General features: G+C 59.6%; 9 protein-coding genes. 6 read left to right on the top strand and 3 right to left on the bottom strand.

Translation table 11 applies throughout. The features are described from left to right. Positions 1-31: 31 nt before the first annotated feature. Positions 32-2,782: an aconitate hydratase AcnA gene (gene acnA, locus ACTZWY_RS08630; RefSeq protein WP_444790288.1), complete on the bottom strand. Its 2,751-nt coding sequence runs from the start codon at positions 2,780-2,782 to the stop codon at positions 32-34. Between the two features lie 233 nt (positions 2,783-3,015). Between acnA and ACTZWY_RS08625 the strand changes: the two genes are divergently transcribed. The 5 genes from ACTZWY_RS08625 to ACTZWY_RS08605 all read left to right on the top strand — a co-directional run bounded on the left by ACTZWY_RS08625 (position 3,016) and on the right by ACTZWY_RS08605 (position 9,757). Beyond that, positions 3,016-3,756, top strand: coding sequence for a DUF1223 domain-containing protein (locus ACTZWY_RS08625; protein WP_444790287.1), 741 nt, complete (start codon positions 3,016-3,018; stop codon positions 3,754-3,756). Between the two features lie 187 nt (positions 3,757-3,943). Next, the gene (locus tag ACTZWY_RS08620; protein ID WP_444790286.1) at positions 3,944-5,077 is read left to right on the top strand and encodes an LptF/LptG family permease; all 1,134 of its coding nucleotides are present in this window, start codon (positions 3,944-3,946) and stop codon (positions 5,075-5,077) included. Then, positions 5,074-6,168, top strand: coding sequence for an LPS export ABC transporter permease LptG (gene lptG, locus ACTZWY_RS08615; RefSeq protein ID WP_444790285.1), 1,095 nt, complete (start codon positions 5,074-5,076; stop codon positions 6,166-6,168). The genes ACTZWY_RS08620 and lptG overlap by 4 nt, the downstream gene beginning before the upstream one ends. Continuing rightward, positions 6,168-8,354, top strand: coding sequence for an LPS-assembly protein LptD (locus tag ACTZWY_RS08610; protein ID WP_444790284.1), 2,187 nt, complete (start codon positions 6,168-6,170; stop codon positions 8,352-8,354). Before lptG ends, ACTZWY_RS08610 begins: the two co-directional genes overlap by 1 nt. 164 nt (positions 8,355-8,518) lie before the next feature. Then, positions 8,519-9,757: a peptidylprolyl isomerase gene (locus ACTZWY_RS08605; RefSeq protein WP_444790283.1), complete on the top strand. Its 1,239-nt coding sequence runs from the start codon at positions 8,519-8,521 to the stop codon at positions 9,755-9,757. Between the two features lie 127 nt (positions 9,758-9,884). Here ACTZWY_RS08605 and ACTZWY_RS08600 read toward each other — a convergent pair whose 3' ends face one another. Beyond that, entirely contained in the window at positions 9,885-10,916 is a 1,032-nt protein-coding gene (locus ACTZWY_RS08600) for a GlxA family transcriptional regulator (RefSeq protein WP_444790282.1), read from the bottom strand. A gap of 158 nt (positions 10,917-11,074) precedes the next feature. Between ACTZWY_RS08600 and ACTZWY_RS08595 the strand changes: the two genes are divergently transcribed. Continuing rightward, positions 11,075-12,442, top strand: a complete 1,368-nt coding sequence (locus tag ACTZWY_RS08595; RefSeq protein ID WP_444790281.1) for a class II 3-deoxy-7-phosphoheptulonate synthase — start codon at positions 11,075-11,077, stop codon at positions 12,440-12,442. Between the two features lie 281 nt (positions 12,443-12,723). Here ACTZWY_RS08595 and ACTZWY_RS08590 read toward each other — a convergent pair whose 3' ends face one another. Next, positions 12,724-13,329: a PAS domain-containing protein gene (locus tag ACTZWY_RS08590; RefSeq protein ID WP_444790280.1), complete on the bottom strand. Its 606-nt coding sequence runs from the start codon at positions 13,327-13,329 to the stop codon at positions 12,724-12,726. Between the last annotated feature and the right edge of the window lie 13 nt (positions 13,330-13,342).

The raw sequence follows: 13,342 nt of genomic DNA, 5'->3' as shown, positions 1-13,342 counted from the left end.
TCTTTGGGGATTTGCTGTCGAAACAACGTGGTCAGGCAGATTTTGCCAGATCGCGCAGCACATAATGCAGCACGCCGCCATGTTCGACATATTCCTTTTCAATGCCCGTATCGATGCGGCATTTCAGGGTGATGACCTTTTCCGTGCCATCTTCATAGGTAATGGTGCAGGGCACTTCAGACAATGGTTTAAGATCACCTTCCAGCCCACTGATTGAAATGGTTTCAGTTCCGGTCAATCCAAGGGATTTGCGGTTGTCGCCACCCGTGAATTCAAACGGAATGACCCCCATACCCACAAGGTTGGACCTGTGGATACGTTCAAAGGATTGCGCGATCACGGCCTTGACGCCCAACAGGTTGGTGCCCTTGGCCGCCCAGTCACGGCTGGACCCTGCGCCATATTCCACACCGCCAATCACCACCAGTGGCGTGCCTTGTTCCTGATAGGCCATGGACGCGTCATAGATGGATGTCTGTTGCCCGTCCGGCCCGGTGGTGTAGCCCCCTTCGACGCCTTCCAGCATTTCGTTCTTGATGCGGATATTGGCGAAGGTGCCGCGCATCATGACTTCGTGGTTGCCACGGCGCGACCCGTAGGAGTTGAATTCACGCACGGGCACCTGACGGTCGGTCAGGTATTTGCCCGCCGGGGTTTCGGCCTTGAAACTGCCTGCCGGGCTGATGTGGTCGGTGGTGATCATGTCGCCCAGAACGGCCAGAATGCGCGCATCTTTCAGGTCGGAAATGGTGCCTGCCTCGGCACCCATGCCGCGGAAATAGGGCGGGTTCTGGATATAGGTCGAGGAGGCAGGCCAGTCATAGGTTTCGGAATCCGTGGTTTCCACCGCCTGCCATTTTTCGTCGCCTTTGAACACATCGGCATATTTCGACATGAACGCTTCGCGCGTCACAGTGCGTTCGACCAGTTCGGCAACTTCCTTCTGGGTGGGCCAGATGTCCTTCAGGTAGACATCCTTGCCATCAGGGGTTTGCGCGATCGGGTCTTTGGTGATGTCGATATTCATGTCACCGGCCAGCGCATAGGCCACGACCAAGGGCGGCGAGGCAAGGTAGTTCGCGCGCACATCCGGGCTGATGCGCCCTTCAAAGTTGCGGTTGCCCGACAGAACCGAGGTGGCAATCAGGTCGTTTTCGTTTATGGCTTTGGAGATTTCTTCCTGCAGCGGGCCGGAATTGCCGATACAGGTTGTGCAGCCATAGCCCACAAGGTTGAAGCCGATGGCGTCCAGATCCTCTTGCAGCTCGGCCGCTTCCAGATAGGCCGACACCACCTGCGACCCGGGCGCGAGCGAGGTTTTGACCCATGGCTTGCGGGTCAGACCCAGCGCGCGCGCCTTGCGCGCCACCAGACCGGCGCCGATCATGACATAGGGGTTCGATGTGTTGGTGCATGATGTGATGGACGCAATGACCACTGACCCGTCACGCAGGGTGTAATCCTCGCCGTCCACGGTGGCGGTTTTGCGCGGGTCTGCCGGTGCGATGGGGGCAGGGCCTTCGTCTGCCATTTCGGCAGCTTGCGCATTTGCCGCTGTGCCGCGATATTCGGACACAACATCAAGGAATTTCTGCGCAGCCTGATCCAGTGCCGTGTGGTCCTGCGGGCGCTTGGGGCCGGAAATTGCGGGAACAACTGTGCCCATGTCCAGTTCCAGCGTATCAGTATAGATGGGCGCGTAATCCGCCCCGCGCCAGAACCCGTTTTCTTTGGCATAGGCTTCGACCAGCGCCACGCGGTCTTTGTCGCGGCCGGTCTGTTCCAGATAGCGCAGCGTTTCCTGATCGATGGGGAAGAAGCCGCAGGTTGCGCCATATTCGGGGGCCATGTTGGCAATGGTTGCGCGGTCGGCCAGCGGCAGGTGGTCCAGCCCTTCGCCGTAGAATTCGACAAATTTGCCGACCACACCCTTGGCACGCAGCATCTGCACCACTTTTAGGACCAGATCGGTTGCGGTGGTGCCTTCGACCATGGCGCCCGTCAGTTTGAACCCCACCACTTCGGGGATCAGCATTGATACGGGCTGGCCCAGCATCGCGGCCTCAGCCTCGATCCCGCCAACACCCCAGCCCAGCACGGCCAGACCGTTGACCATGGTGGTGTGGCTGTCCGTGCCCACCAGCGTGTCAGGATAGGCCACAGTTTCGCCGTTCTGATCTTCGTCGGTCCAGACAGTCTGGGCCAGATATTCCAGATTGACCTGATGGCAAATCCCGGTGCCCGGTGGCACAACGCGGAAATTGTTGAACGCTTTTTGTCCCCATTTCAGGAATGTGTAGCGTTCGATATTGCGTTCATATTCGCGGTCCACATTCATCTGGAAGGCGCGCGGATTGCCGAATTCGTCAATCATCACCGAATGGTCGATGACCAGATCGACAGGGTTCAGCGGGTTGATTTTCTGCGCGTCACCGCCCAGTGCCTTGATGCCGTCGCGCATGGCGGCAAGGTCAACTACGGCGGGGACGCCAGTGAAGTCCTGCATCAGGACGCGGGCGGGGCGATAGGCAATTTCACGCGGGTTCTTGCCGCCATTCTTGCCCCAGTCAGAGAAGGCCTTGATGTCATCGAGGGAGACGGTTTTACCATCCTCGAATCGCAGCATGTTTTCCAGAACAACTTTCAGGCTGGCGGGCAGTTTCGAAAACGCGCCCAGACCTGCGGCTTCGGCTGCGGGAATGGAATAATAGGCAATGGATTTTCCGCCCAAACTTAGTGTTTTGCGCGCTTTCGCGCTGTCCTGTCCGACGATAATGGTCATAAGCTGGCCTCCCTTTAGGGGTTGAAGGGTCTTGCTGATATAGCATTTGCCCTAACATGGGCCTTCGTTCAAGTGGGAATGCGTGTTTTTGTATACCATTGTGCACAAAAAATATGGTTGAAATCGAGTGTTACCTTATGGTCATGCCTGCGCGCTCCTCTCAAAACCTTGATTGGCACGGCGTCACGGAACTGGTTAGATCACGCGTAACACGAACACCGGAAGGGAATAAAATGCGGTTGGCGTTGCGACCGAAAGATGTTGCTTTCGCACTGGTCGGTATGGCTTTTGGCCTTGGAACCACAGCGCAGGCGCAGACCAATCCCGTTGTCGTTGAATTATACACATCTCAAGGATGCGCGGCATGCCCGCCCGCTGATATCGTGCTGGAAGAACTTGCTGCGCGCGACGATGTTATCGCGCTTGGGCTGCATGTCGATTACTGGGATTACATCGGCTGGGCCGACAGCTTCGGCAAGGCCGCCTTCAGCGAGCGCCAGCAGACATATGCGCGCAACAATGGCCGTGCATCGGTCTATACCCCACAGATGATCATTGGTGGCCGGGACGAGGTGAAGGGCTCTGCCTCGATGCAGGTGATGGGACTTATACAGGACCAACTTGCGCGTGCGGGCGATGCCGCCCCGGTTTCGGTATCGCTGACACCTGCCGGACAGGGGCATCTGCGCGTCGAGGCGCGTTCGGACGTTCCCCTGAAGCCGCCGGTGGATATTCAGATTGTGCGCTATCTGGACACCGCCGAGGTGGATATCACCAGCGGCGAGAACGAGGGCCGCACAATTACCTATCATAACATCGTCACCACATGGGATGTGGTGGCGCAATGGGACGGGCTTGAACCTTTCGTGCAGGACTTCGCCCTGGACGATGCCACCCCGTTTGTGGTGCTGATTCAAGAACATGCGCAGGGCGCAATTCTTGCGGCGGCCCGCCAGCGCCAAGCCCAGCCCTAAGACGTGTCTGCCTGCAGGGGGGGCGGGGCCAGCCCGTGGCAGGGTGGTCGCAAATATAGTAGCCTAAATGGTGTAAAAGCGGGGCTGCACGCAATATCTGTGACCCCATATTGGGCCGAATCGCTTTTCATCAGGTGGCTTGGGCAATACTGTCGCGCGCAGTTTACAGGTCTGGAGTTTGGCACAGGTGCGCAGTATCGACCGATATCTTCTGGTGCAGTTGTTGACGGTCTTTGCCTTCTTCTCGCTGGTGCTGATTTCGGTCTATTGGGTGAACCGTGCCGCGCGGCTGTTTGATGCCATTGTGGGTGACGGCCAGAGTTTTTGGGTGTTTCTGGAACTTTCGGCATTGACCCTGCCCAATGTCATTCGCGTGGTCCTGCCGCTTTCGGCATTTGCGGCGGCGGTCTATGTGGCGATGCGCATGACACGCGACAATGAACTGGTGGTGTTGCAGGGAACGGGGCTGTCCTTTGCGCGGATGCTGGTGCCGGTGTCGGTTTTCGGGTTGGTGGTTGCGGTCATGCTGGCGTTTTTGATGCATGTTCTGATGCCATTGTCACGCATGCAACTGGCCGAACGGCAGGTCCAGATTGCCGAGAATATAACCGCGCGCCTGCTGCGTTCGGGCGAATTTCTGCAGCCCGCTGACGGGATCGTGGTTTTTTTGCGTGACATCACCCCCGAGGGAAAGCTTGTCGATGTGTTCTTGTCGGATGCGCGCACAGCGGGGACGCGGGTTGAATATAATGCCGCGTCAGCTTTGCTGGTGCCGGGCAAGCTGGGGCCTGCGCTGGTCATGCTGGACGGTGTTGCGCTGATCTATCGGGAGGGGCCGGACCGTCTGGGCACGCTGAGTTTTGATGAACTGACATTTGACGTTGGTGGCCTGATCGGGCCTGCGGGGCGCAGAACGGATGTGCGCGAACTGCCTACCAGAGTGCTGATTGCCCCGGATGCCACTAATCTGCAGGCGCTGGGCATTGCGATGGCGGAAGTCCGCTTTGAACTGGCCAGCCGGTTTGCCCAGCCGCTGCTGGCGGTCATGACATCGCTGATCGGGTTTGTAGCGATCTGTCTGGGGCAGTTTAGCCGTCTGGGGGCGTGGCGGCAGGTTGTGGGGGCTATCATTGTGCTGGCGCTGGTGCAGCTGGCCAGCAATGCTGCGTCGGGGTTTGCGTTGCGTAATGCGGCCCTTGCGTGGCTGGCCTTTGTTCCGGTGCTTTTGGGGACGGGGGTTGTGGCTGCCATGTTGTGGTGGGCCAGTCGCGCGCGGGGCAGGGGATGGACCGCGCGCGCGCCCTTGGGGGCGGTGACATGACGCTTGATCTGTATCTGATCCGGCGTTTGCTGGTGGCCTTCATGATGGTTCTGGGTGTGTTCGTGGGCATGTTGCTGTTGCTGGATATGGTCGAGCAGATGCGCCGGTTCAGCGGCCAGTCCGCAGGCATGGCGCAGATCCTGCGATTGTCGGCCCTCAATACCCCCGAAGCGCTGTATGAAATCGCGCCGCTTGTGCTGATGCTGTCGGCCATCTGGGTGGCGCTGGCATGGTCGCGCAGTTCGGAATTTGTGATTATCCGCGCGGCAGGGCGGTCCATTCCGCGGTTGATTGTTCTGCCTGCGCTGGCATTTTTCCTGTTCAGTGTCGTGTTCGTGGCGGTCATGAACCCGCTGGTTGCAAGCACCACGCGCGAATACAGCCGCGCACAGGCCCAGTTGCGGGGCGACACGGCCAGTGCAGTCATCATCAGCGGGCAGGATGTGTGGCTGCGTCAGGCCGATGCAAGCGGGCAAACCGTCATCTATTCGCCGCGTGCCGAAGATACCGGAACAGTGCTGCATGACGCGACATTTCTTATTTTTGATGCACAGGCCGGGTTGTCCTTGCGCCTGCGTGCGGGCCGGGCAGAATTGCAACCCGGTCTGTGGGCCTTGCATCAGGTGAAGCAATGGCGCCTGTCGGACATGAACCCGGAACAACAGGCCACCGAAATGGCCCATGTCACGGTGCCAACTGACCTGACGCCTGAACAGATCAGGGATAATTTCGCGCAGGTGCGCACTGTGCCGCTGATGCAACTGCCGGGCTTTATTGCCGCGTTGGAACGCGCGGGATTTGCGGCGCTGGAGCACCGGATGCGGTTGAACATGGAACTGGCGCTTCCGGTTCTGATGACGGGTATGATGCTGTTGGCCTTGGGGATGTGTATTCATCATGCCCGCGCGGGGGGCGCAGGAATTCGGGCCTTGATCACGATTCTGGCTGGATTCACCTTGTTCTTTCTGCGTAACTTTGCGCAGGTTTTGGGGGAAACCGGACAGGTGCCTGTCATGCTTGCGGCATGGGGGCCACCTGTCGCAACATTGCTGCTGGCAGTGGGACTGCTGCTGAATCTGGAGGAAGGTTGATGCCTTGGGCCTGTGCGCAACATCGCCAAAATTCGCGGGGTGTCGCGCTGTCGGGCTATGCGGTGGCAGTGGTGCTGGCGCTTGGGTTGGCGCTGGCCGCGCCCATGCCTGCGCGTGCACAGATCGCGCAGACCCAGCCTGAATTTGCAACACTGGTTGCCGACAGGCTGTATCTGGACGGCCCGAACCGGCTGATCGCGCAGGGCAATGTCGAAGCGCTGTCCGGCCAGACCCGCTTGCGGGCGTCGCGTGTCATCTATGACCGCCAGACCTTCGATTTGCAAATCGAAGGTCCGCTGACCCTGACCGAAGGTGACAGGGTGGTGGTGCTGGCCGAGGCTGCGCAAATGAATGACGGGCTGCGCCGTGGATTGGTGCGTTCGGCGCGCGTGGTGCTGGACCAGCAATTGCAGATCGCCGCCCATCAGGTCGAGCGGGTGGATGACCGCTTTACCCAGATGGAGTCTGTCATCGCATCAGCCTGTGAAATCTGCGCCCAGACCCAGACCCCGCTATGGGAAGTGCGCGCCACGCGCGTGGTGCATGACCAGCTTGAACAGCAAATCTATTTCGAGAATGCCCAGTTCCGCCTGTTCGGCCTGCCAGTGGCGTATCTGCCGCGCCTGCGGGTGCCTGATCCGGGGCTGGAACGGGCGACAGGGTGGCTTAGCCCGCAATATACGATTGATACAGGCCATGGTGTCGGGCTGCGCGCGCCTTATTTCATTGCCATCTCGCCCGACAAGGACCTGACGGTGACGCCGTTTCTGGCCACCAAGGAAACGCGCGCGCTGGAACTGCGCTACCGTCAGGCCTTCGCTACGGGCATGCTGGAACTTGGCGGTCTGGTCGCGCGCGATTCGATCAGGCGGGGAACCACCCGCGCGATGGGCTATACGCGCGGCGCATTTTCGGTTGGAAACGGGTTTGAACTGTCCTTCAACCTGATCAAAGTATCTGACAGGCCACTTCTGGAAGATTATGACCGCCCCGAAGCGCAGCTGACATCGGATATCACACTGGAACGTGTGCGCCGTGATGAACGCATCCGGGTGCAGGCGCTGCAATTCCGGTCCTTGCGTCTGGTGGACAATAACCGCGAATTGCCCAACCAGATCGGGCAGGCCATTTATGAACGCCGCTTTGACATGCCCGGGCTTGGGGGTGTTGGGGGGCTTCGGCTGGAAGCGCACGGTCATGCGCGGCGCAGGCCCCTGGCGGGCGACGTGAAATCCGTTGCGCGCTTCAGCGCCGATTTTGACTGGCGGCGCGATGCTGTTCTGCCCGGCGGGGTGCTGGGGGCGCTTGGTTTCAATCTGGGGCTGGACCATTTCGCCATCGCACCGGGGACCACTGGGTTTGCACGGTCGACCACGCGCCTTGTGCCCAATGCCATGGCGGAATTGCGCTGGCCGTTGGTGCGTGCTGATGCGGGCGGCGCGACCCATATTGTAGAACCTGTGGCGCAAGTTATCTGGGGGCGCGACCGTGTAGATACCCTTCCCAATGATATCAGCAGCATGCCCGAACTGGACGAAGGCAACCTGTTCAGCCACAGCCGGTTTGCCGCCCGCGACCAGCGGGAAATGGGGTTGCGGGCCAATCTGGGCCTAAGTTGGACGCGCCATGATCCGCGGGGTTGGTCCAGCACCTTTATTCTGGGGCGCGTCTGGCGCAAGGATGATCTGGCGCAGTTTTCGCCGCAATCCGCGCTTGCGGGGCGGCGGTCTGACTGGTTGCTTGTCAGTTCACTGGATACCGATCAGGGCCTGACGCTAAGCAACCGCGCGTTGTTCAATTCAGACCTGCGCCTGACACGCAACGCGCTGGAACTGGACTGGAGCACGGCGGAATATTCGATTTCCACCACCTATATGCATATTCGCGCCGATCCTGCGGAAAATCGCGCTGCAAAAGCGGCCGAATGGTCGCTGGACGGATCGCGCGCTCTGGATGAAAACTGGACTGCAAGTGTGAACTGGCGCTATGACATCGCGCGCAACCGGGCCGCGCGCCTTGGGGCGGGGCTAAGCTTCGAGAATGAATGCCTGCGCATGCAGATGGACGTTGAACGCCGCTTTGCCTCGGCCACGACGGCATCGGATACGACCAGCTTCGGGCTGAGCATTGATGTTCTGGGTGTGGGCGGGAACCCGTCACGGGCGCGGCGGGGGTGTTCGGGGTGACAGGGGGGGGGAAATGCGGCAGCGGCAGGAAACCTTGCAATTCGCCCCCCGATCATCGCGCGCCATGATCCGCACAGCGCATGGATGACAAAGCCGCGCATGTCATGTATGCCAACACCTGACTGACCATGAAATTTCAAGACCAACCGAACGGACCTGACCTGATGCGTTTTTTCACTTCTTCCATCGTTTCGCGGCTTGGCATTGTAATGATGCTGTGCATCGGCGGGGTGTTCTGGGCTGCAAGCAGCGCGCAGGCACAAGGCATGTTCGCCCCGGCGCGCAAGGTCAATGACCGCATCATCACCAATTACGATGTCACCCAGCGTATGGCGTTTCTGGACCTGCTGAATGCGGGCGCGGTTGATATGCGCCAAGAAGCCCTGACGCGCCTGACCGAAGAAGCGGTGCAACAAGATTACGCGCACCGGCGCGGCATTCGCGTAAATAGCGACGACGTGGCCGAAGGGATGGCGGAATTCGCCGCGCGCGTGGATTTAAGCGCCGAAGAGGTTGTGCAGATCATGCGCGAAAGCGGCATTGATCTGGAAACCTTCCGACAGTTCGTGACTGTTGGTCTGTTGTGGCGCAAAGTGATCGAGCAGGAATTCCCGGCCCTGGTTTCGGTGACCGACAGCGATGTAGCCCGCGCGCGCGATATCAGCGCCATTCGCGGCACCCCTCGCGTGCTGTTGTCCGAGATATTCCTGCCAAGCGACCCCGAATTTGCCGAGGCTGTGGGCCAGATCATGGAAATGATCGAAGCCGCCCGCACGCAAGAAGAATTTTCAGCCCTTGCGCGCGAATTCTCGCTTGCGGGCACGCGTGATCAGGGCGGGCGTCTGGACTGGATGCCGCTGGAAAACCTGCCGGGCAACATTGCCGCGCCAGTGTCCGTGGCCAGTGTGGGCGAAATTATCGGGCCATTGGACCTGAACGGGGCTTTTGCCTTTTTCCAGTTGCGCGCCACTGACAGCACCCGCGAAATTCCCGCCGATCAGATTCAGCTGACCTATAAACGCCTGTTGTTGCCCGGTGGCCGCACCGAGGCGAATATTGACCGCGTGGCGCGTATTCGCGCGAATGTGCGCAGTTGTGCGGAACTGGGCGGCTTTGCCACCGATCTGACGGATGCCGCTTTGAGTGAACACACTGAATTTCAGCGCGATATCGCGCAATCCGACGCGATTGAACTGGCGCGGCTGGACCGCAACGAAGTGTCGGCCAATACAGTCGAGGGTGGCAATCTGGTCGTTGTGATGCTGTGCGCGCGGGAATTGCAATTCGAAGGGCGCCTGACTGATGGCCAGCTGAACGATATTCTGTTTGACCAGCGGCTGGGCCGGATGGCCGATGTGAAATTGCAGGAACTTGTCGCTGATGCGGATGTTCAGGACTACTGACACTGCCCTGCAAGCAGCAATCCCCGAAAACATGGCGGGCAGGCGGCAAATGCGCAGCTTGCCAGCCATGTTTTTCCGCCCAACTTATTATTTGGCGATGGAACCGCCCGCGCGGGGACGGCAGGTGTTATTCACCGTCGTCAGACGATCGCGCGCCGCGTTCACGGTATGGGGTGGTGTTGTAATGCGCGCGGTAGCATTTCGAGAAATGTGACGGCGACGTGAAACCCGACGCCAGCGCAACGTTGATCACACTCATATCCGTTTGCATCAGCAAGTTGCGCGCGCGTTCCAGCCGCAATTCCGTGTAGTAGCGTTTCGGGCTGCGGTTCAGGTAGCGGCGGAACAGACGTTCAAGCTGGCGGGTGGACATGTCCACTTCCTGTGCCAGTTCGGCGGGGCTGATCGGGTCTTCGATATGGCTTTCCATAATCTCGATCACGCGGGCCAGCTTGGGGTGGCGCACGCCAATGCGCGCGGGAATGGACAGGCGCTGTGTGTCGCGGTTTGTGCGTATGGATGAATAGATCAGCTGGTCGGCCACGGAATTTGCGACAGCGCTGCCATGAGCATTTGCAAGAAGGGTCAGCATCATGTCCAGCGCCGCCATCCCCCCGGCAGATGTGACGCGCGTTCCATCAAGGACGAAAACCGATTTTGTCAGGTCAATTTCGGGGAAATCCTCAGCGAAGCTGGTATGGTTTTCCCAGTGAATTGTCGCGCGGCGGTTGTCCAGCAAACCTGCCTTGGCCAGCGCCCAGCCCCCTGTGCATATGCCCCCGATCACATTGCCATAGCGCGCCCGTTTGCGCAGCCATGCCAGAATGGCCGGGGTGGTTGCCCGATTCGCATCGACCCCGCCACAGACGATGACAGTTGCTTCCTTGTGCAGGTCTTCCATGCCGGAATGAACACTGACCTGTGTGCCGTTGGAACAGGTCACGGGGTGCCCGTTTTCGCTGATCAATTGCCAGGTATACAGTGTTTTTCCGGCAACCCTGTTGGCCAGCCGCAACGGTTCAATCGCCGCCGAGAAGGCGATAAGCGTGAACCTGTCCAGCAACAAAAAGGCGAAATGGCGCGGCATGGCCTGTGCCGCAGGGTCTGGTGCAGCGTGTGACTGGGGGACAGGTGGGGGGGGTCTTGTCGTGCTTGCCATCTGATATGCTGCGGGTTTTGTTGTTTGATGGTGGACACAATCAGCTTTCATTGCGTGTGACAAGCCCAATCGTGTTTGCATACCCGGCCCTGCCTTCGTATAGATGCACCTGCGGCGCGACCGCTAACACATCGGATCATGATAAACCGGAGGGTGCCATGACACATGGCTGGACGAAATCAACCTGGCGCAACAAACCCCGGATCCAGATGCCCGATTATCCCGATCAGACCATGCTGGCCACTGTTGAAGCGCAATTGTCGAAATACCCGCCGCTGGTGTTTGCGGGCGAAGTGCGTGCGCTGAAACGCAAGCTGGGGGCCGCCGCCAAAGGCGAGGCGTTCTTGCTGCAAGGGGGCGATTGCGCGGAAAGTTTTGCGGAATTCACGGCCGACAGCATCCGCGACACCTTCAAGGTGTTGCTGCAAATGGCGATTGTGCTGACCTATGGCGCGAAGGTGCCGGTGATCAAGGTTGGCCGCATGGCGGGCCAATTTGCCAAGCCCCGCTCGGCCCCTACGGAAATTGTGGGCGGCGTGGAACTGCCCAGCTATCGCGGCGACATCATCAACGGGTTTGAATTCACCGCCGACGCGCGCATTCCGGACCCGGGCCGTATGTTGCAAGCCTATACCCAAGCTGCAGCCAGCCTGAACCTGCTGCGCGCCTTTTCCAAGGGTGGCTATGCCGATATGCACCGTGTCCATAACTGGACGCTGGGATTCGCCAGCGGTGACAAGGCGGAACGCTACCGCGAAATGACCACCCGCATTTCTGATACGCTGGATTTCCTGACCGCTGCGGGCATCACATCCGAAACCAGCAAGGACCTGGCCGAGGTGGATTTCTTCACCAGCCATGAAGCGCTTTTGCTGGAATATGAAGAAGCGCTGTGCAGGATTGATTCGACATCCGGCATGCCTGTAGCAGGTTCCGGGCATCTGATCTGGATCGGGGACCGCACGCGCCAGCCCGATGGCGCGCATGTGGAATTCTGCACTGGAGTTCAGAACCCGATCGGGTTGAAATGCGGCCCGTCGCTGACCGCTGATGATTTGAAAGCGCTGGTTGCCAAGCTGAACCCCGAAAACGAACCCGGCCGTCTGACGCTGATTGCGCGGTTCGGGGCAGGGACTGTGGGCGACCATCTGCCCCGCCTGATCAAGGCGATTGAGGAAGAGGGGGCGAATGTGCTTTGGACCTGCGACCCGATGCATGGCAACACCATCAAATCATCAACAGGCTACAAAACACGCCCGTTTGATTCGGTGCTGCGCGAAGTGCGCGAATTCTTTTCGGTGCATAACGCCGAAGGCACCATTCCCGGCGGTGTGCATTTTGAAATGACAGGGTCGGACGTCACCGAATGCACAGGTGGGTTGCGCGCAGTCTCTGATGAGGATTTGTCGCAACGCTATCATACTGCCTGCGACCCGCGCCTGAATGCCAGCCAGTCGCTGGAACTGGCGTTTCTGGTGGCCGAGGAACTTGTGGGCCGGCGCGCGAAACTGGCGGCGGCAATATAAGCTGGGGCGGCGCGGCTACAGCCCGTGACGCTGTGCCTGAATAAATTTGGCGCCGAAGCAGATGCTTCGGCGCCATTTCAAATTTATTGGTATGGCCCGCAGGCGAAATTCGTCACTTTGAAATGCTGGCGATGTCGTCAAGCCCGCTTTCCGGCGCGTATCAGTCTGAATACAACGCGCGCACAAAGGGGGCGTAAGTGCCACAGCACGGGGCACATCTTTCAGAAATGACAGTAAGAAACCGAAGCCATGGTCATTGGTGTTCGTGGCAGGGCAGGCAGTTATGCCTTGCCACCGTTGATGACGCGCAGGAACGGGGTCTTTGTAGGGTGTTGCTGCGGCTCTGGCTCGGGCAGGGCCTGGGGGGCGGCCAGATCAAAACGGCGCGGGGTGCGTCCCACCTCGCCCTTCTGTCCGATCACGCCCAGAACGCGGGAAATGCGGCCTTTGCTGTCGCAGAGCGGCATAAGCGCCATCATGCCTTCAAGCTGTGGGCGCCCGAACCCTTCTTCCCCTTGCAGGGATAGTGTCACGCGCGCACCCCGGCTGACCTGTTCGCAGGCCAACATGATCTCCTGACGCGCCGTTCCCGAAAACAGGGTCGTCAGGGGCATGCCGCGCATATCCAGCCCTGTCAATTCCTCGACCCGGTGCCCGACAATGCGCAAGCGTGCCACGCGCGGCGTGACCAGTTCGGCCAGAAAAACATGCGCCAGAACATCCGACAGGGCGCGTGCGTCAACCAGCATGCGATCGGGCGCCAAGCCGGTTTTCGGCAACGAAGCCCAATAGGCACCCACGCGGTTAATCACTGAAAAACAGGTGTCGCGCGCATCTGCTGTGTCCAACAGGGGGGCGCTTGTTGATGTGAACGCGGATTCGGTCATGGTCATACCCTTT

This window comes from Roseinatronobacter sp. NSM (assembly GCF_052379845.1).
Taxonomy (GTDB): Bacteria; Pseudomonadota; Alphaproteobacteria; order Rhodobacterales; family Rhodobacteraceae; genus Roseinatronobacter.
Note: the sequence above shows the minus strand (reverse complement) of the source record. Positions and strands in the feature narration are given on the sequence as shown.

What these genes read in the sequence shown, in the direction of transcription:
- ACTZWY_RS08590 (WP_444790280.1), bottom strand. Translation starts at nt 13,329, where the DNA reads ATGACCGAATCCGCGTTCACATCAACAAGCGCCCCCCTGTTGGACACA.
- acnA (WP_444790288.1), bottom strand. Translation starts at nt 2,782, where the DNA reads ATGACCATTATCGTCGGACAGGACAGCGCGAAAGCGCGCAAAACACTA.
- lptG (WP_444790285.1), top strand. Translation starts at nt 5,074, where the DNA reads ATGACGCTTGATCTGTATCTGATCCGGCGTTTGCTGGTGGCCTTCATG.
- ACTZWY_RS08600 (WP_444790282.1), bottom strand. Translation starts at nt 10,916, where the DNA reads ATGGCAAGCACGACAAGACCCCCCCCACCTGTCCCCCAGTCACACGCT.
- ACTZWY_RS08605 (WP_444790283.1), top strand. Translation starts at nt 8,519, where the DNA reads ATGCGTTTTTTCACTTCTTCCATCGTTTCGCGGCTTGGCATTGTAATG.
- ACTZWY_RS08610 (WP_444790284.1), top strand. Translation starts at nt 6,168, where the DNA reads ATGCCTTGGGCCTGTGCGCAACATCGCCAAAATTCGCGGGGTGTCGCG.
- ACTZWY_RS08595 (WP_444790281.1), top strand. Translation starts at nt 11,075, where the DNA reads ATGACACATGGCTGGACGAAATCAACCTGGCGCAACAAACCCCGGATC.
- ACTZWY_RS08625 (WP_444790287.1), top strand. Translation starts at nt 3,016, where the DNA reads ATGCGGTTGGCGTTGCGACCGAAAGATGTTGCTTTCGCACTGGTCGGT.